The 22,663-nt window shown below is 55.7% G+C and carries 19 protein-coding genes; 13 read left to right on the top strand and 6 right to left on the bottom strand.

The features are described from left to right. Positions 1-37: 37 nt before the first annotated feature. On the top strand, positions 38-1,702 hold the full coding sequence (gene ettA / locus NMUL_RS04700) for an energy-dependent translational throttle protein EttA (protein WP_011380237.1): 1,665 nt from the start codon (positions 38-40) through the stop codon (positions 1,700-1,702). A 197-nt stretch (positions 1,703-1,899) separates the two neighbouring features. On the opposite strand, the gene NMUL_RS04695 is transcribed toward ettA, so the two are convergent. Continuing rightward, entirely contained in the window at positions 1,900-2,220 is a 321-nt protein-coding gene (locus NMUL_RS04695; protein ID WP_041352387.1) for a hypothetical protein, read from the bottom strand. Between the two features lie 190 nt (positions 2,221-2,410). On the opposite strand from NMUL_RS04695, the gene NMUL_RS04690 reads away from it, so the two are divergent. Beyond that, positions 2,411-3,124, top strand: a complete 714-nt coding sequence (locus NMUL_RS04690) for a formylglycine-generating enzyme family protein (RefSeq protein ID WP_049783060.1) — start codon at positions 2,411-2,413, stop codon at positions 3,122-3,124. 147 nt (positions 3,125-3,271) lie between these two features. On the opposite strand, the gene murA is transcribed toward NMUL_RS04690, so the two are convergent. Then, positions 3,272-4,522 (bottom strand): UDP-N-acetylglucosamine 1-carboxyvinyltransferase, encoded by a 1,251-nt coding sequence (murA, locus tag NMUL_RS04685; protein ID WP_011380234.1) that lies wholly within the window; start codon positions 4,520-4,522, stop codon positions 3,272-3,274. Positions 4,523-4,626: 104 nt separating this feature from the next. Between murA and NMUL_RS04680 the strand changes: the two genes are divergently transcribed. From NMUL_RS04680 to panC, 8 genes are all read left to right on the top strand, one after another. Beyond that, positions 4,627-5,016, top strand: coding sequence for a RidA family protein (locus tag NMUL_RS04680; RefSeq protein ID WP_011380233.1), 390 nt, complete (start codon positions 4,627-4,629; stop codon positions 5,014-5,016). A 59-nt stretch (positions 5,017-5,075) separates the two neighbouring features. Then, complete coding sequence (gene recG / locus NMUL_RS04675; RefSeq protein WP_011380232.1) at positions 5,076-7,154, top strand: ATP-dependent DNA helicase RecG; 2,079 nt, start codon at positions 5,076-5,078, stop codon at positions 7,152-7,154. A 50-nt stretch (positions 7,155-7,204) separates the two neighbouring features. Continuing rightward, the gene (locus NMUL_RS04670; protein WP_011380231.1) at positions 7,205-8,002 is read left to right on the top strand and encodes an ABC transporter ATP-binding protein; all 798 of its coding nucleotides are present in this window, start codon (positions 7,205-7,207) and stop codon (positions 8,000-8,002) included. A gap of 164 nt (positions 8,003-8,166) precedes the next feature. Next, positions 8,167-9,582: a polynucleotide adenylyltransferase PcnB gene (pcnB, locus tag NMUL_RS04665; RefSeq protein ID WP_011380230.1), complete on the top strand. Its 1,416-nt coding sequence runs from the start codon at positions 8,167-8,169 to the stop codon at positions 9,580-9,582. Continuing rightward, complete coding sequence (gene folK, locus NMUL_RS04660; protein ID WP_011380229.1) at positions 9,579-10,091, top strand: 2-amino-4-hydroxy-6-hydroxymethyldihydropteridine diphosphokinase; 513 nt, start codon at positions 9,579-9,581, stop codon at positions 10,089-10,091. The genes pcnB and folK overlap by 4 nt, the downstream gene beginning before the upstream one ends. Continuing rightward, positions 10,088-10,729, top strand: a complete 642-nt coding sequence (locus tag NMUL_RS04655; protein WP_011380228.1) for a deoxynucleoside kinase — start codon at positions 10,088-10,090, stop codon at positions 10,727-10,729. The genes folK and NMUL_RS04655 overlap by 4 nt, the downstream gene beginning before the upstream one ends. Positions 10,730-10,800: 71 nt before the next feature. Then, a complete protein-coding gene (gene panB / locus NMUL_RS04650) occupies positions 10,801-11,592 on the top strand; it encodes a 3-methyl-2-oxobutanoate hydroxymethyltransferase (RefSeq protein WP_011380227.1) in 792 nt (263 codons plus the stop codon). Positions 11,593-11,605: 13 nt separating this feature from the next. Then, on the top strand, positions 11,606-12,445 hold the full coding sequence (gene panC / locus NMUL_RS04645) for a pantoate--beta-alanine ligase (protein ID WP_011380226.1): 840 nt from the start codon (positions 11,606-11,608) through the stop codon (positions 12,443-12,445). A 96-nt stretch (positions 12,446-12,541) separates the two neighbouring features. Here the strand turns inward: panC and NMUL_RS04640 are convergent, their stop codons facing one another. Beyond that, positions 12,542-13,156 (bottom strand): hypothetical protein, encoded by a 615-nt coding sequence (locus NMUL_RS04640; protein WP_011380225.1) that lies wholly within the window; start codon positions 13,154-13,156, stop codon positions 12,542-12,544. Positions 13,157-13,660: 504 nt separating this feature from the next. On the opposite strand from NMUL_RS04640, the gene NMUL_RS04635 reads away from it, so the two are divergent. Beyond that, a complete protein-coding gene (locus NMUL_RS04635; protein ID WP_011380224.1) occupies positions 13,661-14,437 on the top strand; it encodes a Crp/Fnr family transcriptional regulator in 777 nt (258 codons plus the stop codon). A gap of 92 nt (positions 14,438-14,529) precedes the next feature. Here the strand turns inward: NMUL_RS04635 and NMUL_RS04630 are convergent, their stop codons facing one another. After that, a complete protein-coding gene (locus NMUL_RS04630; protein WP_011380223.1) occupies positions 14,530-17,370 on the bottom strand; it encodes an aconitate hydratase in 2,841 nt (946 codons plus the stop codon). A gap of 99 nt (positions 17,371-17,469) precedes the next feature. Next, a complete protein-coding gene (locus NMUL_RS04625; RefSeq protein ID WP_011380222.1) occupies positions 17,470-18,234 on the bottom strand; it encodes an SDR family oxidoreductase in 765 nt (254 codons plus the stop codon). Between the two features lie 451 nt (positions 18,235-18,685). Between NMUL_RS04625 and NMUL_RS04620 the strand changes: the two genes are divergently transcribed. Next, on the top strand, positions 18,686-19,414 hold the full coding sequence (locus tag NMUL_RS04620; RefSeq protein WP_104009590.1) for an esterase/lipase family protein: 729 nt from the start codon (positions 18,686-18,688) through the stop codon (positions 19,412-19,414). Between the two features lie 10 nt (positions 19,415-19,424). Beyond that, positions 19,425-20,954: a hypothetical protein gene (locus NMUL_RS04615; protein ID WP_011380220.1), complete on the top strand. Its 1,530-nt coding sequence runs from the start codon at positions 19,425-19,427 to the stop codon at positions 20,952-20,954. Here NMUL_RS04615 and NMUL_RS04610 read toward each other — a convergent pair. Then, on the bottom strand, positions 20,932-22,383 hold the full coding sequence (locus tag NMUL_RS04610) for a bifunctional 2-methylcitrate dehydratase/aconitate hydratase (RefSeq protein ID WP_011380219.1): 1,452 nt from the start codon (positions 22,381-22,383) through the stop codon (positions 20,932-20,934). The genes NMUL_RS04615 and NMUL_RS04610 overlap by 23 nt on opposite strands. Positions 22,384-22,663 lie beyond the last annotated feature (280 nt).

The following is a 22,663-nucleotide window of genomic DNA, read 5'->3' as shown; positions in this document are numbered from 1 at the left end:
GCGTTAAACTCGAATTTTTTCAATTTTTCATTCAGTTATGGCCCAATACGTACTTACCATGAACCGGGTGGGCAAAGTGGTTCCACCCCGGCGCACGATACTCAAGGATATTTCCATCAGTTTTTTTCCCGGCGCAAAGATAGGTTTGCTGGGACTCAACGGTTCAGGCAAATCAACCGTTCTGAAAATCATGGCGGGCGTGGACAAGGATATCGAGGGCGAAGTCACTGCCATGCCCAACCTCAATATCGGTTACCTTCCACAGGAGCCGCAGCTCAACGCCGAGCACACGGTACGCGAAGCGGTACAGGAAGGGCTGGGGGAGGTATTCAGCGCGCAACAGAAACTGGAGGAGGTTTATGCTGCCTATGCCGAGCCGGATGCGGACTTCGATGCCCTGGCGTCCGAGCAAAGCCGGCTCGAAGCGATCATCGCCGCCAGCGGCGGAAACATCGGTCAGCAGATGGAAGTCGCAGCCGATGCGCTGCGTCTGCCGGAATGGGACGCCATCGTAAAGAATCTCTCGGGTGGCGAGAAACGGCGTGTCGCCTTATGCAAATTGCTGCTGTCCAAACCGGACATGCTATTGCTAGACGAACCTACCAACCACCTGGATGCGGAGTCAGTGGAATGGCTGGAGCAATTCCTTACACGGTTTCCGGGTACTGTAGTGGCAGTGACGCACGATCGCTATTTTCTCGATAACGCGGCGGAATGGATCCTGGAGCTCGACCGCGGGCACGGCATCCCATGGAAGGGCAATTACAGTTCCTGGCTGGAGCAGAAAGAAACCCGCCTGAAACAGGAAGAATCAGCCGAATCGGCACGCCAGAAAGCGCTTAAAAAAGAGCTGGAGTGGGTACGACAAAACCCCAGGGGACGCCAGGCAAAATCCAAGGCACGTATTGCGCGCTTTGATGAACTCAATTCGCAGGAGTACCAGAAACGTAACGAAACGCAGGAGATCTTCATTCCTGTGGCCGAAAGACTGGGTAACGAAGTCATCGAGTTCAGGAACGTATCGAAAGCATATGGCGATCGCCTGCTGATCGACAATCTGAGTTTCAAGGTGCCTCCCGGTGCCATTGTCGGTATCATCGGTCCGAATGGAGCCGGAAAATCCACGCTTTTCCGGATGATTACAGGAAAGGAGCAGCCGGATTCCGGCAATATAGAAATCGGCGCAACCGTGAAAATTTCCCATGTGGATCAATCGCGCGCCGCCTTGGAAGACGGTAAAACCGTATTCGATGCGATCTCGGACGGGCATGACCTCCTGACGGTCGGCAGATATGAAACGCCAGCACGCGCCTATCTTGGCCGTTTCAATTTCAAGGGCTCGGATCAACAGAAGATAGTGGGTAACTTGTCCGGGGGTGAACGTGGAAGACTTCACCTGGCTAAAACGCTTATTGCCGGAGGCAATGTCCTATTGCTGGATGAGCCTTCCAACGACCTCGATGTGGAAACTCTGCGTGCACTGGAAGATGCGTTGCTAGAGTTTGCGGGATGCGTGATGGTCATCTCGCATGACCGCTGGTTCCTTGACCGTATCGCTACCCATATCCTGTCGTTCGAGGGCAATTCGCAGGTGGCATTCTTCGATGGCAATTACCAGGAATATGAAGCGGACAAGCGGAAACGCCTCGGGGAGGAAGCCGCAAAGCCCAAGCGGATCAGGTATAAGCCGATCAATCGGTAAGTGGTGAAGGGGCTTTCCTGTCCGACCCTGTTCGATCCCCGAGAAACTCGGGAACCCCCTCTCCCCGCTGGGGAGAGGGAGTCTGGAGTGGAGAAGGAGCAGAATTCAAGGTTTCAAGCCACACCTGACCGTATAGCCTGCCCGCGGCTATGCCGAGAGAGCGGCGATCCGAGGAGAATGATCGCCGCCCTCACTTATCAATAGCGGTCTTCGCGCTTCGGCCCACTGCCGCTGTAATCCTTCTTCTCCTCATATCTTTCGGTACCGTCGGTCTGGTATCTGGAATTATCCTGACCTCTTTTCATCGAAGTGCCTTCCTTCATGTGCAATCTTTCCTTGATGCTCTTATCCCCGGCTTTATCGTCCGTATCCCGAGTGGCCGGAGAATCAGCCGGTGCGATCTCGTCCGGCATATCGTACTCACCAGCATAGGCTCCACCCGACGTACTCACACCGAGAACAAATGCCGCGACAATTGGAAGCAGTGTGTACGCGGATATCAAGGAAGAACGTTTCATGATTACTCTCCTTATCAGCTCAGCGATTGACTGAAATCGCACAGTACCCCTGATTCCAATGTCATTCCGTGCGCTAACATACATATTGCCTGCATTAATCTGATTCTTCGTGAAGTTTTGGATATCAACGGCTTTTCTATACAATTATCGAATTTGCTGGCCAGTCTTTTCACTTGCTCAGATGCAACTCATGAAATTGGTATATCTTCGCCCCCTGCACACCTCAGCTTTAGCGCTATTCATAAGCATTGTCGCGCTCTTTTGCAATCCGGTGACGGCGAGCGAAAACAATACCTTGAACTCCGCAAAAGCGTGCCCCGTCTGTCCTGAAATGGTATCCATTGCAGGCAAGAAATTTGCCATGGGTAAATACGCCGTAACGTTCGACGACTGGGAGGCGTGTGTTGAAGGAGGCGGCTGCGGTGGGTATGTTCCCCCCGATAATGGCTGGGGGCGCGGTAAAAGACCGGTTGTGAATGTAAGCTGGGATGACGCGCAAGCTTACTTGCGATGGCTGTCGGATAAGTCCGGCAAGACTTACCGGCTGCCCACGGAAGAGGAATGGGAAGTTGCCACCCTGGCCGGCGCGACTACTCAATACTATTGGGGCAACGACGTCGGGCGCAATAACGCCAATTGCGATGGATGCGGGAGCGAGTGGGATAACAGGAGAACCGCTCCTGTCGGCAGTTTCAAACCTAATGCCTTTGGCCTGTACGATATGATGGGGAATGTCTGGCAGTGGATGGATACCTGCCGGAAAGGGAATTGTGCAAAACGCCTCCTGTGCGGTGGCTCCTGGAATCACCGGCCCCAGGACATGCGGGCGGGTATGTGCAACTGGTTCGATACCAACAAACGTATGCGCTATCTGGGTTTTCGACCTGCAATGACGGTGCCCTGAAGCACACCTGCTCTTTTTTTCCCCTTTCCCCCAATTTTTTATTCTCCCCCGACCTCTCTTCCGCAAGTGAGAGAGGGGAGTGAGGACCTCGGCCGGATTGAGCTAAGCATGATGCATAGCTCAAATAATTCGTTTGGTTGCAATACCTCAACTGCGCCTGATTCGTGCACCCAGCGCCGACAGCTTCTCTTCGATCCGTTCATAACCACGGTCAAGATGATAAATACGATCAACGATCGTTTCACCCCGGGCGATCAGCCCGGCCAGAACCAGACAGGCCGAAGCACGCAGATCGGTTGCCATGACGTTGGCTCCATCGAGGCCGGCCACGCCGCATACCACTGCGGTATTGCCTTCGACTTTGATGTCAGCATTCATACGCTCCAATTCCTGCACGTGCATGAAGCGATTCTCGAATATGGTTTCGGTAATGATTGCGGTTCCGGTAGCGATGGTATTCAATACCATGAATTGCGCCTGCATATCGGTAGGAAAGGCAGGATAAGGGGCCGTCCGCAGGTTTACCGATTTCGGCGGATTATTCATTTTCAGGTGTATCCAGTCTTCACCTGACTCGATGGCAGCCCCCGCTTCCATCAGCTTGTCGAGCACCGCATCCATCGTATCGGTGCGCGTCTGCCTGAGATATATTTCGCCACCGCTGGCTGCGGCTGCTACCAGGAACGTGCCGCTTTCGATACGATCGGGCATGACGCAATAGTGGGTACCATGCAGGCTTTCCACGCCTTCAATGGTGATGATGTCCGTTCCGACTCCCTGAATTCTGGCTCCCATGGCGATAAGGCAGTTCGCGAGATCCATCACTTCCGGTTCCCGCGCCGCATTTTCCAGCACAGTCGTCCCTTCCGCCAGCGTGGCCGCCATCATCAGGTTTTCAGTGCCGGTGACCGTGACGATATCCATCACGATATGCGCGCCGTTAAGGCGTTTCGCCTTTGCATGAATATAACCGTGCTCGATCTCGATCTCCGCACCCATTGCCTGCAATCCTTTTATATGCTGATCAACGGGACGCAGGCCAATGGCGCACCCGCCGGGCAGCGACACTTTTGCGGCTCCCGCCCGCGCAAGCATGGGACCCAGCACCAGAATTGCAGCCCGCATGGTTTTCACCATTTCGTACGGCGCAACGAGATTGGAAAGATATGCCGCAGTGAGTTCAGTCGTACGATTGCTGTCGACATTGGTTCGAACCCCCATCTGCTGGAGCAGGTCCAGCATGGTGGTTATATCATTCAGATGCGGAACGTTTTCGACGACGAGGGTTTCCCCGGTAAGCAGGGAGGCGCACAGGATAGGCAGTGCCGCGTTCTTGGCTCCGGAAATGGTTACATCGCCGGAAAGCCGCACCCCTCCCTGAATGATCAGTTTTTGCATGGTTGAAATGTGCTGAGGTTCCCGTCATCATATCGCAAACACGATACCCGTAGTTTCAAATTTCGGCTTATTATGTCAACGTATTATCAACCAAAGGAGACAAGATGGAAAAAAAGACGATACATACAACGGATGCGCCGCAGGCTATCGGCACTTATTCCCAGGGAATACGCGTCAGCGGGGGCGATACGGTCTACATTTCCGGTCAGATCGGTCTCGAACCCTCTACCATGCAGATGGTGGAAGGCATCGAGAATCAAATCCATCGGGTATTCCAGAACCTGACGGCGGTTGCAGCGGCCGGCGGGGGCAGCCTCAGGGATATCGTCAAATTGAACGTCTATCTCACGGACCTTTCCAATTTCCAGAAGGTGAATGAAATCATGGTGCAATATTTCAGCACGCCCTACCCTGCGCGCGCTGCCATCGGGGTATCCGCGCTCCCGCGGAACGCACTGGTGGAGATCGATGCGGTGCTGGTGGTGCCCGCGTGAGGACTGAGGGGTGATACAGGAACCCGCGCGCTAGTCCAAAGGATGCATTTCCACGACGGATGCAGTCGCTCGCCACCTCTCCCATCAGCGGGACAATCAGGGACAAGCTCCTCAAACTCGGCATTACCGATGCTTCAAGCCTGATACTGCATTTGCCGTTTCGCTATGAGGACGAGACGCACCTCTACCCCATCAGTGATGTACCTGCGGATCGAACAGTGCAGGTCGAAGGCACGATCATCCGAAGCGAAGTCATGTACCGGCCACGGCGGCAATTGGTATGCCAGGTGGAGGATGGAACAGGTGTTTTGTTCATGCGCTTCCTGAATTTTTACGGGAGTCAGATAAAAGCATATTCAGTGGGTACGCGGGTGCGCTTGCTGGGAGAGGCCCGTCCCGGCTTTTTCGGTGTTGAAATGGTTCATCCCAAATGCCGGATTTTGCGCGGGAATGAACCCCTGCCGGACGCTCTCACTCCGATTTACCCCTCTACGGCGGGACTTCCTTCCGAAGCACTGCGCAAACTGATTTCCCGGGTCCTGCAAACAGGAGAGGGCGGAAACCAGGAGGGAACTCTCTGCGAAACGCTGCCAGAGTCCATACGCAAACGCTGCCAGCTTCAGGGTTTCAAGGACAGTGTGCTATTCCTGCACCAACCCCCACCAAATGCGTCGCCTGCTCTATTGCGGGAGCGCACTCATCCCGCTTGGCAGCGGATCAAATTCGATGAATTGCTGGCGCAGCAATTGTCGATGCGGGTCCATTATCAGCAGCGGCGCAACGGCAGCGCCCCTGTTTTGATAGCAAAAAACGATTTGACCAGAGCGCTGCTGAAGTTGCTGCCTTTCGATCTCACTCAAGCCCAGAAGAAGGCTTTCGCCGAAATCAGCCGCGATCTGACGGAGCCCCATCCCATGCAACGCCTGTTGCAGGGTGACGTGGGGAGCGGCAAAACGATCGTTGCCACACTGGCTGTGCTGCAATCGATTGAAAATAATTTTCAGGCAGCACTGATGGCGCCGACCGAGATTCTTGCGGAGCAGCATTATCGGAAACTCTCCACATGGCTTGCCCCCCTGCTGGAGCCGCGTGGGCTGCGGATTGCGTGGCTCGGCGGCAATCAGAAAAAGAAGGAACGGGAAACCACGCTTGCCGATATTGCTGCCGGCAACGCCCTGCTTGCCATCGGGACACATGCATTGTTCCAGAACCAAGTGGAGTTTGACAGGCTGGGACTTGTGGTTATTGACGAACAACATCGCTTTGGTGTTCACCAGCGGCTGGCATTGCGAGAAAAAGGAGCCGGAGCGTACGCCATGCCACATCAGTTGATGATGAGCGCAACACCCATTCCACGCACCCTTTCGATGAGCTATTACGCTGATCTGGATGTGTCCGTAATAGACGAAATGCCGCCCGGACGCGCACCGGTGGTAACCAAGCTTGTCGCCGACGCCCGTCGCGACGAGGTAACGGCGCGCGTACGGGAAGCCTGCCGTGAGGGAAAGCAGGCCTACTGGGTATGTCCGTTGATCCAGGAGTCTGAGGCATTGCAGCTCAAGACCGCGCTGGAAACCCACCAGGGGCTGACCGGGACTTTTCCGGAATTGAGAATCGGCCTGGTGCATGGCAGGCTTTCATTTCAGGAGAAATCCGATGTGATGGAAGCATTTGCGCGAGGTGAAATCCATCTCCTCGTAGCGACAACAGTGATCGAAGTGGGCGTGGATGTGCCCAATGCGTCACTGATGGTGATCGAGCATGCAGAACGCATGGGCCTTGCGCAACTGCACCAACTACGCGGACGGATCGGACGAGGGGCGGCCGGTAGCGTATGCATATTGATGTATCAGCCCCCTCTCTCCCCAAACGCGCGCGAGCGGCTCAAGATTATTTTTGAAAACACGGATGGCTTTGAAATAGCCCGCCAGGATCTGCAACTGCGGGGGCCCGGCGAATTCCTGGGTGCGCGTCAGAGCGGCCTGCCCATGCTGCGCTTCGCTGATCTGGAACGGGATAAAGACCTGCTCGATACGGCACGGACGATCGCCGTGGAATTGCTGCGTGATTATCCGGAAGCGGCGAAACGCCATCTCCATCGCTGGCTGGGAAGGAAAAGCGAATACCTGAGGGCATAAAAAGAATGATCTGGATGCGGTTCTTCATCGCGGATTTTTCGAGTTCGTGAATGATTCTACAAACAAGAAATCTGACCCTGCAGCATCCTGGCACGATCCTGTGCCGCGACTTGAACCTGACCGTCAACCCGGGGGAATGCTGGGCAATATTGGGCCGGAACGGCTGCGGCAAGACGACCTTGATACATGCCCTGGGGGGGCTGCACCCGCCGAAGGGGGGACAGGATGCGGGGCAGGATCCGTCCGTAACCATGGCGGGGAAGGCGCTTGGGCAGTGGTCCCGGCGGGAGCTTGCCCGCAATCTCGGCATTCTGTTGCAGGATGAGCCCGGCGAGTTCTGGGGTACCGTGCATGAATACGTGCTGCTCGGCCGGCATCCTCATGCAGCCAGCCTGGTCGGCTGGCAGGCGGTCGACCTCGAGATGACAGCTCGCGCTATCGAGCAAATGGAACTGGCCGGCCTTGCCGACCGTCTACTGGTCACGCTTTCCGGCGGCGAGCGCCAGCGCGCGCGTATCGCCCTGCTGCTTGCCCAGTCGCCCAAATGCTATCTGCTGGATGAGCCCTTGCAACACCTCGATCTGCGCCATCAACTCGGGACCATGATCCTGTTCAGCGAATTGGCGAAGCGAGGCAGTTCCATCGCAATGGTGCTGCACGATATAGGCTGGGCAGTGAAATTCTGCAACCACGCATTGCTGTTGTTCGACGACGGCCATGCCATGAGCGGCAGTATAGACGAGGTGCTCAAGCGCGATAATCTTGAAGCGCTTTATCACTGTAATCTGGAGGAGTTCATCGCAGGCAGGCAGCACCATTTCTTCCCGCAAGCGGTGCCGAGTGTATAATCTGGAATTTCAGGCATACTTTTTCTCAGCAGCAATTCTTCCGCGCTTTTTCCAGCAAGGGTCGTGGACGGCAGTGGCTGTTTGCCCTCACTTGATCTTCCCCTTTTGGATGAGTTCGCCGCACGGGATGACGGAATCCCGGAGCTTGTTCATCTGTATTCACAATGATTCGTAAACTTATCGATCGCGTCTTCAAGCGCAACACATCCGCTTCCCTCCCTTCTGCCCGCACTTCCTCCACGAAGCCGCATATCATTACGCGCGACCAGCATGGCATCAGGCGCGATCACATCAGCTCCGGTGCGCTCAAAGTTACCTCAGGCCTGCAGGAAGCGGGATATTCCGCTTTCATTGTGGGCGGTGCCGCGCGCGACCTGGTGCTGGGATTGGAGCCAAAGGATTTTGACGTCGCCACGAATGCCACACCGGAGGAAGTACGCGCTGTTTTCCGGCGCTCGCGCATCATTGGCCGCCGTTTCCGGCTGGTGCATGTCATGTGGGGAGCGGAAACCGTGGAGGTTTCCACCTTCCGCGGCGGCCCATCGGGAGAGACAGGCGGGCTGGGTGCCGACGAGCATGCGGACGAGCACGGGCGCCTCTTGCGCGATAACGTATTCGGCAGTCAGGAGGAGGATGCGAGACGGCGGGACTTCACAGTGAATGCGCTGTTCTTCGATCCCGTCCACGAGGAAATCTGGGACTATCTGAACGGCTATGAGGACTTGAAGGCACGCCGCCTGCGCATCATCGGAGATCCGGTACGGAGATACCGCGAAGATCCCGTACGTATGCTGCGGGTGGTACGGCTGGGCGCCAAGCTCGGCATGGAAATCGATCCCGACACGGCCGCTCCTATCAGCGAACTGGCCCCCCTGCTGCTGCATGTGCCGCCCTCGCGGCTGTTCGATGAAATGCTGAAATTGCTGCTATCCGGCCATGCGCTGGCCTGCGTGACCGATTTGCAGAAACGAGGATTGCACCACGGCCTGCTTCCCATGCTGGATGTGATACGGGAACAACCGCTGGGCAAGCGCTTTATCACGCTCGCGCTCAAAAATACGGATGAGCGCGTGCGGCAGGAAAAGCCTGTATCGCCGGGATTCCTGTTTGCCGCCCTGTTATGGCACGAGGTGCTCGCATCCTGGAATGCTTACCAGGCGACGGGGGAAAGACCGGTTCCCGCCCTGCACCTGGCAATGAACGACGTGCTGGCCGCACAGGACAAGAACCTGGCAATTCCACGCAGGTACGATGCCATCATGAAGGAAATCTGGATGATGCAGCCGCGCTTTGCCCACCGCTCCGGGAGCAGACCGTTCCGGCTCCTTGAAAATCCCCGCTTTCGCGCTGCCTACGACTTCATGCTATTACGTTGCGAAAGCGGCGAAGTGGATGAGGAACTGGGCAAATGGTGGGAAGCATTCCAGCATGCAAGTTCCCGCGAACGTGAAGCCATGCTGATCAGCGATGAGGGCCAGAAGAGACGCAGGAGAAACCGTGGCCGTAAAAAATCGGGCATTCTCCCTGCAGGCGAGAGCGACCGCGGAGTATCCGGGAAGCAGGATGGTTCTGCCCCATGAACGGGGCTGACGACGTTCGAATCGCCTCGCATGCGTATATCGGATTGGGTAGTAATCTGGATGAACCTGTAGCGCATGTGCAAAAAGCGTTTGAAGAACTGGGTGAGCTTCCTTTTACGCGCTTGCAGGCGCGTTCTTCGCTCTACCGCAGCGCCCCGATGGGACGCCTGGACCAGCCTGATTTCATCAACGCAGTCGCGCATATCGAAACCGCCCTGCCACCCCGGGATCTGCTGAAAGCCCTGCTCGGGATCGAGCAAAAGCACGGGCGGATGCGCGAGTATCTCAATGCGCCGCGCACACTCGATCTCGACTTGCTGCTGTACGATGACCTGCAACTGAATGAGGATAGCCTGATTCTGCCTCATCCGAGGATGCACGAACGGGCATTCGTATTGCAGCCCCTGCTCGAAATTGCGTCGATCAGCAGCATACCGGGACACGACAACATAAGGGAATTGCTTGCTGCCTGTAAGGGACAGCGGCTGGAACGCGAGCTGGACACGTGAAACTTGAGGAATATCGCCACATCGCGGTGGAAGGCCCCATCGGCGTGGGAAAAACCAGCCTGGCGCGACGAATGGCGGAGTATGCGGGTGGACAGCTCCTGCTGGAAAAACCCGAGGAAAATCCGTTTCTCGGCAAGTTCTACGAGGATATCCGCCGCTATGCGCTCCCTACTCAACTGTTTTTTCTGTTTCAGCGTGCCAACCAGTTGCAGGACCTGACGCAGATCGACCTGTTTACGAAAACGACCATAAGCGACTTCCTGCTGGATAAGGACCCGCTGTTTGCGGGACTGACGCTCAACAACGCAGAATACGAGCTGTACCGAAAAATCTATCGCCATCTGCAACCCGAAGCTTTCACCCCCGACCTCGTGATCTATCTGCAAGCTTCACCCGCCACGCTGGCGGAGCGGGTGAAGCGCCGCGGCAGTTCCTATGAAAAAAACATTTCCGAAACGTATTTGTGGCGATTGGCCGACAGCTATGCGCGCTTCTTCCATCACTATGAGGATGCCCCGCTTCTGATCATCAACAGTGAGCATCTCAATTTCGTTGAGAGCGAAGAAGATTTCGCATTACTGCTGAGGCAGGTCGAGCAAATGCGCGGCCCGAGGGAATATTTCAATTTCGAAAGATGAGCAAACCGGAAAACAGGAACCCGAAAATGGGTGGGATGATCTATCCGATACATGCAACCAGGAGCTGAACCATGCGTATCACACAAGATGTCTTTCAAAAAATGCGGGATGATGGAGAGAAAATCGCCATCGTCACCTGCTACGACGCAAGTTTTGCGGCATTGCTGGAAAGAGCAGGCGTCGATATCCTGCTGGTGGGGGATTCACTGGGAAATGTGATCCAGGGTGAAGAGACTACCCTCCCGGTTACTCTGGATGACATGATCTACCATACACTTTGCGTGAAACGCGGCGCAAGCACGGCTTTCATCATGACGGACATGCCTTTCGGCACCTCGCAGGTGAGTCCCGAAGAAACCTTCCGCAATGCAGCCGAACTCATGGCAGCAGGCGCCAACATGGTCAAGATCGAAGGCGGTTCCGTCATGGCCGAAACCGTGGAGTTCCTGACGCAGCGCGGCATTCCCGTCTGCGCGCACATTGGCCTCACGCCCCAGTCGGTAAACCAGTTGGGGGGCTACAAGGTGCAGGGAAAGACCGACTATGAAGCCGAGCAGTTGCTGGAGGATGCGGTAGCGCTCGAACAGGCCGGAGCGGGAATGCTTTTGATGGAAGTCGTGCCTGCCGCCCTTGCAGCGCAGGTTACCCGAACGCTCTCCATTCCTACCATCGGCATCGGCGCCGGGAAGGATTGTTCGGCGCAGGTACTGGTGCTGTACGACATGCTGGGCATTTATTCAGGCAAAAAGGCCAGGTTCATGAAGAATTTCCTCACGGGCGCGGGCAGCATCGAGGAGGCTGTGCAAAACTATACCAGGGCGGTCAAAACCGGGGAATTTCCTGGGCCCGAGCATACATTCTGACTACCGATCCAAGTTGGACGTCATCACGGATATCTCACCGCTGCGAACCCGCCTCGTGGGCGAATCCTCCATCGCCTTCGTGCCGACGATGGGCGGATTGCACGAGGGACACTTGTCCCTGATTCGGGCCGCCCGGCAACATCGGGAATGCGTAATCGCAAGTATTTTTGTAAATCGCCTGCAGTTTGCCCCCACCGAGGATTTTGACCGCTATCCCCGCACGCTGGAGCAGGACTGCGCGCTTCTCGAAGAGCAGGGCGTTCACATCGTGTTCGCGCCGGAAGAAAAAACCCTTTATCCCGTGCCGCAAGAATTCATGGTGGAACCCTCCCCCATCGCAAACATGCTGGAAGGGAAGTACCGGCCCGGCTTTTTTCGGGGCGTGGCAACTGTCGTGCTAAAGCTCTTCAATATCGTGCAGCCGCAGACCGCGGTATTCGGAAAAAAGGATTATCAGCAATTGCATATTGTACGCGAACTGGCGCGGCAGTTTAATTTACCCATAGAGATCGTTGCCGGGGAAACAGTTCGCGCCTCGGACAACCTGGCATTGAGCTCGCGTAACCGCTACCTTCGTGAGGAGGAGCGCGCCGAGGCAATCCGGCTGTATCAGGTGCTGTCGCAAGTCAAGCGGGAGATAGAAGGCGGCAATCGCAATTTTGCCGGACTAGAGGAAAACGCGATGAAAATTCTTGCCACCCACGGCTGGAACACCGACTACGTCTCGATACGCGAGAGAGATACCCTGGCGCCAGCCCAGCCCAGGGATGGGAATATGGTGGTGCTGGGAGCAGCCCGCCTGGGTGAAACCCGGCTCATCGATAACCTCGAAATCACCCCGAAAAAGGAATAGAGGGGATGAAAGCCGGGTCAGCGGTTGGGCTGCAGTCTCAAACTCTTCCCGCTGTACCCCTGCCGGTGAAGGCTCTGCCCCTCCCGAGGCAGTTTTTCACTTTGGACAGTTTGCTATACACCTCTCTTCTATGATTTTCCTGCCGCCGCAGCCCAGAAAGCACGCATCCTGCACGAACTGGCACCCGCATTCCACTTCACATTGCTGGTAGCGCAGCCTATCAAATTCCCGCATGCGATTCGGCCTGGCGGGTGGTGGTTCATAGAAAAAAGGAGACGAGTAGCCCAGCCCATAATAAGGCCCCCCTCCCCAGCCCCATGGCGAACCCCAACCCCAGGGATAGCCACCCCAACCCCAAGGATAGCCACCCCAACCCCAGCCCAGCGTGGCGCGGCCCCAGCCGGGGTATCCGGACTGCATCCGCCGGCGATAGGTATCAAGCTCATTGTCGTAACGCTCGACCGCTTTTCTATATCTCTCTTCCGCCAGGGGTTCGATGCGCTTCAGGCAGGCCTGATATGCCGATTGACAGCTTTGCTGGCACATCTCCAGCTTTTGCGGGCATTTTTCGAGACAAACGGTGCCTGCCGGATCGGTTGGCGGCTCGTATCGATGGGTGATCTGATAGCGGGGAGAGAAAACGGCGCAACCGGCCAAGCCACTGACCAGGCTGATCAGGATTATTGCACGCTTGGCCGGATTGGCAGGCATTTTTCTTCCATGAACTTCATTGCTGATCTTCGTCAATATCGGAGGTAAGCATCCATATCATACTCTTACTATACTCCTTCACACTCCCGCGCGCCGCTGATTTATCCGAGAGGGGTATGGGAAAAAGTATTTGATTCAAAACATCTTTTTCACGTCTCTGTTTGGAGACATCAAGTAATTCCGAAGAATCAGGGAGTTACTCTCATGCAATAGAGGCTTGTTGCCGACAAGCAACAATGCAATCAGGGTTTTATTCTTCAGCTTTCAACATAAGCCTTTGTTTCAAAGCGTCTTCTTATACTGGCACGATAACTGCTTGTATTCACGGTGATGCCGTATATCGGTTTGCCCCTGCTGAAAAAAGCCGAGGCTGTTACCGATCCAGCTCGAAAAGAGAAATCCGCAAAGAATACCGGTAACGGTTCGCCCGCCCCGGCCGCTCAACAGAGACATGAGTGAGGCCATATTCTGGCGATACAGTCTGACATGAGGAGGAATATTGTTATGCTTTCACCGCACAGCCCGAAGCAAAATCGACTTCTTGCCGCCCTGCCACCGGGGGACTACGCGAGACTGCTCCCTTATCTTGAATTCATGCCCATGCCAGTGGGACAAACAATTCATGAACCGGGAGCGATTATTACTCATTCATATTTTCCCACGACGAGCATCGTCGCGCCCCTCTACAGCGTGGAAAGCGGCGCATCGGTACGTCTTTCCCTCATTGGCAACGAGGGCCTGACAGGTATCTCGTCATTGCTAGGGGGCGCCAGTACGCCTGCCGGCGTCGTGGTACAAAGTGCGGGCAGCGGGTATCGCATGAAAACCAGCGTGCTGAAAAAAGAATTCGAGCGGCAGGGAAAATTACAACATCTGATACTGCGCTTCACCCAGGCATTGATGACCCAGACAGCGCAGAATGCGGTTTGCAACCGGCACCATAACATAGAGCAGCAGTTGTCCCGCTTCCTTTTGATGAACCTCGACCGGTTACCGGGCCATGAACTGCAAATGACGCACGAGCAGATTGCCGTCATGCTGGGAGTGCGGCGGGAGAGCGTGACGCAGGCTGCGCTCAAGCTGCAAACGATCGGTGCAATACAGTATAGCCGCGGGCATATAGCCGTAATGGATCGTGAAGAACTGGAAGATTCCGTATGTGAATGCTATTCCGTGGTAAATGACGAGTATGACCGGCTGCTATGGAACCACGCCATGGCCGAGGCTGCTCAAACTTCCAAAAGGAAGGATACAAGCGAGGAGTTGTGGTCAGTAAGCTGAGGAGAGCCCCGGGTTGCTCGGCAAGAACGGGTTTTCCTCCCCGGCCCGAGTTCGAACCGAGTTACCCGGCCTTGCCGCCGCATTTCTTGCATTCACGCCTTCATGAGCTCGCGAAGAACATAAGGCAATATACCTCCATGCCGATAGTAGTCGATCTCTATACCGGTATCTATCCTGCACAGCAGGTCGATTTCCCGGCGTGAGCCGGTATTGTCACGTACAACCAGCGTTACATCCTGCTGGGGGCGGATGCTGCTCAGTCCCTCGATGTCGAACGCTTCATTTCCCTGAATACCGAGCGATTCCACGCTGTCGTCGCCTTTGAACTGTAGCGGCAGCACGCCCATGCCGATCAGGTTGCTGCGATGGATGCGTTCGAAGCTTTTTGCAATCACTGCCTTGACCCCCAATAGCTGTGTTCCCTTTGCCGCCCAGTCGCGGCTCGATCCGCTGCCATATTCTTCTCCCCCGAATATCACGGTGGGGATACCTTCTGCGATGTAGCGCATGGCGGCATCGTAGATGCTCATCTGTTCCCCGTCCGGCTGATGCAGCGTTATACCTCCTTCGCTGCCGGGAATCATCAGGTTTTTGATGCGCACGTTGGCGAATGTCCCGCGCATCATGACCTCGTGATTGCCACGACGCGCGCCATAGCTGTTGAAATCAGACCTGGAGACACCACTTGCAAGCAGGTATTTTCCCGCGGGAGAGGTATCCTTGATACTGCCGGCAGGACTGATGTGATCGGTCGTCACCGAATCGCCGAAGATGGCAAGTGCCCGCGCGTTCCGGATCTCATTATACGGGCGGGGCTGCAGCGAGAAATCCTGGAAAAATGGAGGTTCTGCTATGTAGGTCGATTTCGGCCAGTCATAGACTTCCCCTGAAACAGACGATATATCGTTCCATAACGGATGATCCTGCGTAAGGTTGCTGTAGAGCCTTCGGAATGTTTCCCCGTTTGCTGCAAATTTCATCAGGCTCTGGATTTCATCATCGCGTGGCCAGATATCGGCCAGCCATACCGGCTGACCATTCTCGCCATATCCGAGCGGCTCGGCTGTCAGATCCTTGAGCATGGTCCCCGCGAGAGCATAGGCAACCACCAGAGGGGGCGAAGCAAGGAAGTTCGCACGAATGTTCGGGTGAATTCTAGCCTCGAAATTGCGATTGCCGGAGAGGACGGCGGCGCAAACCAGATCATTGGATACCACCGTTTCTTCAATCGGCACGGACAACGGACCTGAGTTGCCGATGCATGTGGTACAGCCATAACCGGCAAGATTGAAGCCAAGCTTATCGAGATAGGGCAAGAGGCCTGTTTCGCGGAGATACTCCGTCACGACACGTGACCCGGGTGCAAGCGATGTCTTGATGTGACACTTTACCGACAACCCTTTTTCCACCGCTTTCTTTGCCAGCAAGCCGGCGGCAAGCAGTACGCTGGGATTGGAGGTGTTGGTGCAGGATGTAATGGCCGCAATCAGGATATCCGCGTGGGCCAGGTCGAAGAGGTCGTTTGCGCCATACACAGGGGCTTCGGCCGGGGCCAGGATAGGTCTGTTATTGACCATTTCCGTGATGTTTCTTTCGGTCCCCGGTCTTACGGCCGCCGTGTTCCGGTCTGCACTGGCGCTGTCGGCCGCCGCTGCGGCGGGGCCAGGCTCTTCGCTGCCATGTACCTTATAGCGAAGTTTCAGGGCGGCAGCATCCCTGCCGTAACCCCCCTGCATGACAGGCCGTGAAAAGAGTTCTGTGAAACGGGTCTTGACATCGTCAAGCTCGATACGATCCTGGGGGCGCCTCGGTCCGGCGAGAGAAGGCTTGACGGTAGAGAGGTCAAGCTCCAATTCGCGCGTATAGTCGATCTCGCCCTTGCGGGGAACTCCGTACAACTCCTGCGCCTTGAAATAAGATTGGAAGGCCGCGACCTCTTCTTCGCTTCGCCCGGTTCCGCGGAAATATTCCACGGTAGCGTCATCGACCGGGAAAAAACCCATGGTGGCCCCATACTCAGGTGCCATATTTCCGATGGTGGCGCGGTCGGGAACCGTAAGCGACGCGGTTCCCTCGCCGAAAAATTCCACGAATTTGCCCACCACTCCGGATTTGCGCAGGAGTTCAGTAACCGTCAGCACCAGATCGGTTGCCGTGACGCCTGTGGAAAGCTTTCCTGTGAGGTTCACCCCGACAACATCAGGGGTCAGGAAATAGACCGGCTGTCCCAGCATGCCGGCCTCCGCCTCGATCCCGCCAACGCCCCAACCCACCACGCCTATTCCGTTGATCATGGTGGTATGTGAATCCGTGCCTACCAGCGTGTCGGGATAAAGAATGCCCTCTTTTTCATGCACTCCCCGCGCGAGATACTCGAGATTGACCTGATGGACGATGCCGATACCCGGCGGAACAACCTTGAAAGTATCGAAGGCCTGCATGCCCCATTTTATGAACTGGTACCGCTCCCGATTACGGTGAAACTCCATTTCCATGTTGAGCTTGAGCGCGTCATCGGTGCCGTAGTAATCGACTTGCACCGAATGATCGACCACCAGATCAACCGACACCAGGGGTTCCACCATCTCCGGATCCTTGCCCATTTTTTTTGCAGTGCTGCGCATTGCAGCCAGATCGACCAATAGCGGCACCCCCGTAAAGTCCTGCAGCACGATACGGGATACAACAAATGGAATCTCATCCAGTCTGGGTGCGGTCGGCTGCCAATCGGCCAACCTTTTTATGTGCGCCTCCGTCACCTTCCTGTTGTCACAATTGCGCAGGACGGACTCCAGCACGATGCGAATGGAGACAGGCAGCCGGGAGATTCGACCGAGACCCGCTGCCTCCAGGGCGGGCAGCGAATAATACTTTGCCTTTTTGCCCGTGGGCAGGGAAAGCTCTTTCAGGGTATTGAACAGATTATGGGCCATAAATGCACTCCTTGAAAAATTTCTGCATCCTCATGATGCCGCCCTTATGAATATCGATCTTGCCAGACGGATCCTGCCCGGGATCGCGTCCCCCGGCACTTATTGCTTTTCCGCCCTGTATTCTTCGATGTCCGCTTCAATGACATTTTCAGAAAAACTCCGGTATGCATTTCCGATACGTTGAGCCATAGGATCGGGAAAAAGGTGAAAATCCCCTGATCGCAGCGCAGCGATTATACCTTCTGCAACCACAGAGGGAGGCGCAGCAGTACCTGCCAATCCGGCAGTGCTGCTCATGTCGGTTGCGATCAGACCGGGATGTACGCTCAGTACCGCCGTACTCTGCCGGGCCAGCAGCTCGCGCAATGCCTGGGTAATGGAGTAGGCAGCAGCCTTGGATGCCGAATGCGTCGCAAAATTTGAAGCGCACTTCAAGGATGCAACTGAATTGAGCTGGATGAATGCGCCTCCTCCGTTTTTTGCGAGAACGGGAGCGAAGGTTTGAGCCATGCGAATGAGTCCATACACATTGATCTTCATTGCCATCTCAAGCGCATCTATCGCGCCGGCATCCAGCGGGGTGGAGGTCTTGAAAACCGCCGCGTTGTTGACCACCACCTGAACATCCGGGGCTCTGTCAGCCAATGCTGCAATGCTTTCCGGCACGGCCAAATCCAGGTGGACTGGAATCAGTCTATCGCCAAAGCGCTCTACCAGCGGATTAGCAGAATCAGGGTGGCGCACCGCAGCGTAGACTTTCATCGCGCCATGATGCAGTAGCGCATCGACAATCGCCTTGCCTATTCCACGATTTGCTCCTGTCACAAGAGCGGTCTTTCCGCTGATATCGTATGTCATTTTCATTTTGCGGCTCCTCGCTCTCCTCGCTTATACAGCCGCTCAAAGCGGGTAAACAGCACGGCGCTCGAAATACGTTCAGAACTCCAAGGTACAATTCGGGACTGGTCCTCGCTCCGATCCGGCTTCCGATTGGAGTTTAATTGCCTCATCAAATTATATTCCCCTTGAGAAGTGACTGAACATGTCATTTTGGATTTACTTGCACCGGCAAAATCGTGTCTCCGAATCAGACTGGGCAGCGATGTAAACAAAATGTCCAGAGTCGATGAGACCCGGCGATCCCGACATGTTGGTTGCATAAACACAGCCCGACGCAGAATGCGGAATATCCTATAATAGGAAATCAGGTAGCAGGATATCGTTGCCCCATATCCTGGGGCGACAAGTTGACAGGCGCAGCCAGCCGCGTGACTGCAAGCCTTTGGATAAGTTCATTTATTGCGAGTATCGTTACATGTCAACCCCAACGGTGGTGCTATTGCACGGCTTTCTCGGCTTCTCGCGGTGGGGGCCCATCGAACAATTTCGCGGCGTGGAAAAGGCATTAGCCCGCAAAGATATCAAGCCCCTTATACCAGAAGTCCCTGGCGCTGGAACCATAGCTGAACGTGCGGAAACACTTGCAAATAAACTTTTTCGCGGCCGCGCGCCAGCTTTTGCCCTGGTCGCCCATAGCATGGGGGGGCTCGATGCCCGGTACCTCATCAGCCACTTCGATGCGGATCGCCGCGTAAAAAGCCTGCTTACTGTTTCCACTCCGCATCGCGGTTCGCCCCTGGCACAATGGTTCCTCGAAGCCAAAGGACCTGTTCCTGCCTGGATTCGACATATTGGCACCCCGGCCCTCGCCGAACTGACTCCCGCGGCGTGCGAAGCAATGCAGATCCCGGATAGGCCGGATGTAGCCTACTCCTCCTATGCAAGCTGTCGCCCTTTGGAGGAACTTCCTTTCTGGCTTCGGCCCTATGCCAAGGTAATGCGGGAAGACAATGACGGCATGGTTCCCGTGGCCTCTGCCGGATGGGGAAAATTTCGGGGAACACTGCGCGCCGACCATATCGAGCTTCTGGGTTGGAGTCTGGCCTTGCCAGACAGGCAATCCGCACGGCCTTTCAATCATCGCCAATTCTGGATCGAGGCTGCGCATCAAGCAATCGCTGCGGCAGAAGGTAAGGAAAGTTGAAAAGACGTGTATGGATCCGAACGAAAGCAAAAAATGGGACATGCACTGGTACGATTGGCTGGTATTTGCGGTACCGACGATCTTCATCGCGAGCCTGGGACTGGAATCCGCGTTTGGGACAACGCCGGGGCCCGGTACAGCTGCGTACCGTGATTTCCGCGCAGTTGCGCACTGGTTTGATCCGGTCTTCTTCCAGTACAACCTTGTCATGACGCTGCTGGCGGTTCTGGTTGTGCCATCGCTCGCCTTAAGCTACATGATGAAGATGGCGAACCGCAAGGAACGGCGTTTATACCGCGACGTTCCACCTGAGCGGCGCGGCGAAATCCGTCAGCGGATGGGACGACGGGCTTCCTTTGGCACTTACAGGGGAAGCGTCTGCCTGACCACGGTCGTCGTGCTGCTCGGTAGTTCCATTCTGCTGCTGTTCAAGCCCGTTTCCTCGTCTGCGGAACTTGGGGTGGATTTCAGTCTCGGGGCGAACATGTTGATGATGGGCCCCTTCATGGAACTGTATGAAACGGGTAATGGTTCCTATTATTCCCACCTGGTCCGCAACCTGACGGCTTTCCAGTTCGGATTCCTTGGCGCTTACGTCTATTTCATCGGCTCTGTCGTCCGTGCCTACTTCACCATGGACCTGACTTCCAATACGTTCGTCGATGGCGCTATCCGCATGATCGTCGCAAGCCTGCTGGCGCTGGTGCTCTCCTTTGCGTTCGATCTGCTGCTGCCACACGAACTCGATGTGAATGTGTCCTCAACTGCCCCCTCAACCGCTGCGCCCTCCGACGTGAATGCCACGACACCCGCGCTCCCCCCACCCTCAACGCCTTCTACCGGTGAGGAATCCGGAGAAACCACATCTCCTGAAAGATCAGGCAATAGCGAAAAACTCCTTTCGAAACAGGAAGTCCCGTTGCCTGCCAGATTGAGCCTCCTGCCTCTTGTTGCTTTCTTTCTCGGTTTCTATCCGAAACGGACTGCACTCGGAATTGAGCGGATCGTCATTAAACTGACCAGAGGAATCATTCCCACCATGAGCTACCGCGCGCTGCCGCTTTCCATGCTGGCAGGAATGAGCTACTCGCACGAATTGAGACTGGAGCGGGAAGGGTTCGATAATATCGAAAACCTCAGCAATGCTGACCCTGTGGATCTCGCGATACGCACCTGCTTCAGCTATAGCCAGTTGAAGCAATGGATCGATCAGGCATGGCTGGCTTCTCATCTGCGCGAAGATTATCCCGGCTTCGCGCAGCGGACAGGCATCACGAACAGTGAGGAACTTCGCTGTTTCTTCTCCACCTGCGACACCTCCCATACCGACGGAGTGGAACAATTGCTAGCCGCCCTGTCAGCAGACCCGGCAACCGTCGCTTCGTGGAGATTGAGGCTCAATACTCTCCGGATACTGCTGGATACAAACTCTTCCCGGCAGGGGAGCGGTCACGACTTCACCGAAAGGGAACTCACCCCGCCTCAAGTTACACATCCGGAAGCAGCAACCAGCTCACCTAAATCACAAACAGATCGATAAACTCGTGAACCGGCATTGCTTCCAGCCTGCCTTGATCATGACAGGCATTCATGATTGCCTCGCACTGCTGGGCGGGGAAACGCCGCCCAAGATTGATTCTAAATTTTTCTTCCAGTAGCGGAATGCCTTCGCTTCGACGCAACCTGTGGCCGATGGGATACTCCACCACCACTTCCTCCAGTTTACTGCCGTCCCTGAATTCAAGGGTGAGACCGTTTGCGATGGAGCGTTTTTCGGGATCGTAATAATCCTTTGTGAAGCACGGATCCTCAATACAGATTATCTTGTCCCGCAACGCATCTATGCGAGGGTCGGCGGCCACGCCATCCTCATAATCGGCAGAGGTAAGCCTGCCGAAAATAAGGGCCACTGCCACGATATACTGCATGCAATGGTCGCGGTCGGCCGGGCTGCTGAGCGGCCCCTTCTTGTCGATGATACGAATCGCGGCCTCGTGGGTGCGGATCGTTATTTTCCGGATATCGGCAATCCGGTCCTTCACGTGCGGGTATAGCTGCATCGCACACTCCGCCGCTGTCTGGGAGTGGAATTCGGCGGGGAACGAAATCTTGAGCAGCACATTCTCCATTACATAGGAATGCCATCGTTCGATGGGCCTCTGGAATTTGAAAGGTTCTCCCTTGAACAGCACATCGTAGAACCCCCAGGTTTTCGCGGTAAGCGCTGAAGGATAGCCTGGCTCCCCCTTGAGTGTGATCAGCGCAAGCCATACCGCACGACTGGTGGCATCCCCCGCAGCCCAGGATTTGCGCGAGCCGGTGTTGGGGGCATGACGATACGTGCGAAGTGCCTGCCCGTCCACCCACGCCTGGGAAAGCGCATCGACGATCTGTTTACGGCTGCCGCCCAGCAGATGCGTTACGACGGCTGTGGAGGCAACTTTAACCAGCACCACATGATCCAGGCCCACCCTGTTGAAGCTGTTTTCCAAAGCGAAGCAACCCTGGATCTCGTATGCCTTTATCATCGCGGTCAACACATCGCGCATAAGCGGCCGCCGCCTCCCGCTCGTGGCACTGCGCGAAAGCCAGTCGGCTACAGCCAGTATGGCCCCCAGGTTATCCGATGGATGACCCCATTCCGCAGCCAGCCAGGTATCGTTGAAATCGAGCCAGCGAATCATCGTGCCGATATTGAATGCCGCTTCCACCGGATTGAACTGAAACTGGGTACCCGGAATCCTCGCGCCGCCCTCAGATTCGGCAGCCTCGGGCACGAGCGGCCCAAGCAGCTTGGTGCAGGCCGGATACGCAAGCGCTTCCATGGCGCACCCCAGGGAATCCATCAGGCAGTGACGGGCGGTAGCGTAAGCCAGATCGCTTTGAATATCCCGTCCCACCACATAATCTGCAATGTCGACCAGAACCTGGTCAGGCTGGGGACGAATGTGGGAGGACGCGGATGACATGGGCCCATATTATAGAGCCTGCACTCCAACAAGGAGAGCCTGAGCGGCGAAAGAAGAAGCCGTTTTTCCTTCTTGGCACCGTCTTTCCTGCAAAAACACCCTTCTGTCCGGAATAAATTAGCAGTCAGGACCAAAACCGAAGGGCTCCCGGGCATCGGTCTATCGAGATGCCGTCATGCCCGCGAAAGCGGGAAACCCTCTCTATTTCGATTTAACGACGAAGCACGCCCAGCTACTCCACTCGGAACTCGAAGCTCTACCGTTCTTGCTTCAAAAAAGC

This window comes from Nitrosospira multiformis ATCC 25196 (assembly GCF_000196355.1).
In the GTDB taxonomy this organism is placed as follows: domain Bacteria; phylum Pseudomonadota; class Gammaproteobacteria; order Burkholderiales; family Nitrosomonadaceae; genus Nitrosospira; species Nitrosospira multiformis.
The sequence above is the reverse complement of the archived record's forward strand: the minus strand, read 5'-3'. Positions and strand labels throughout refer to the sequence as shown.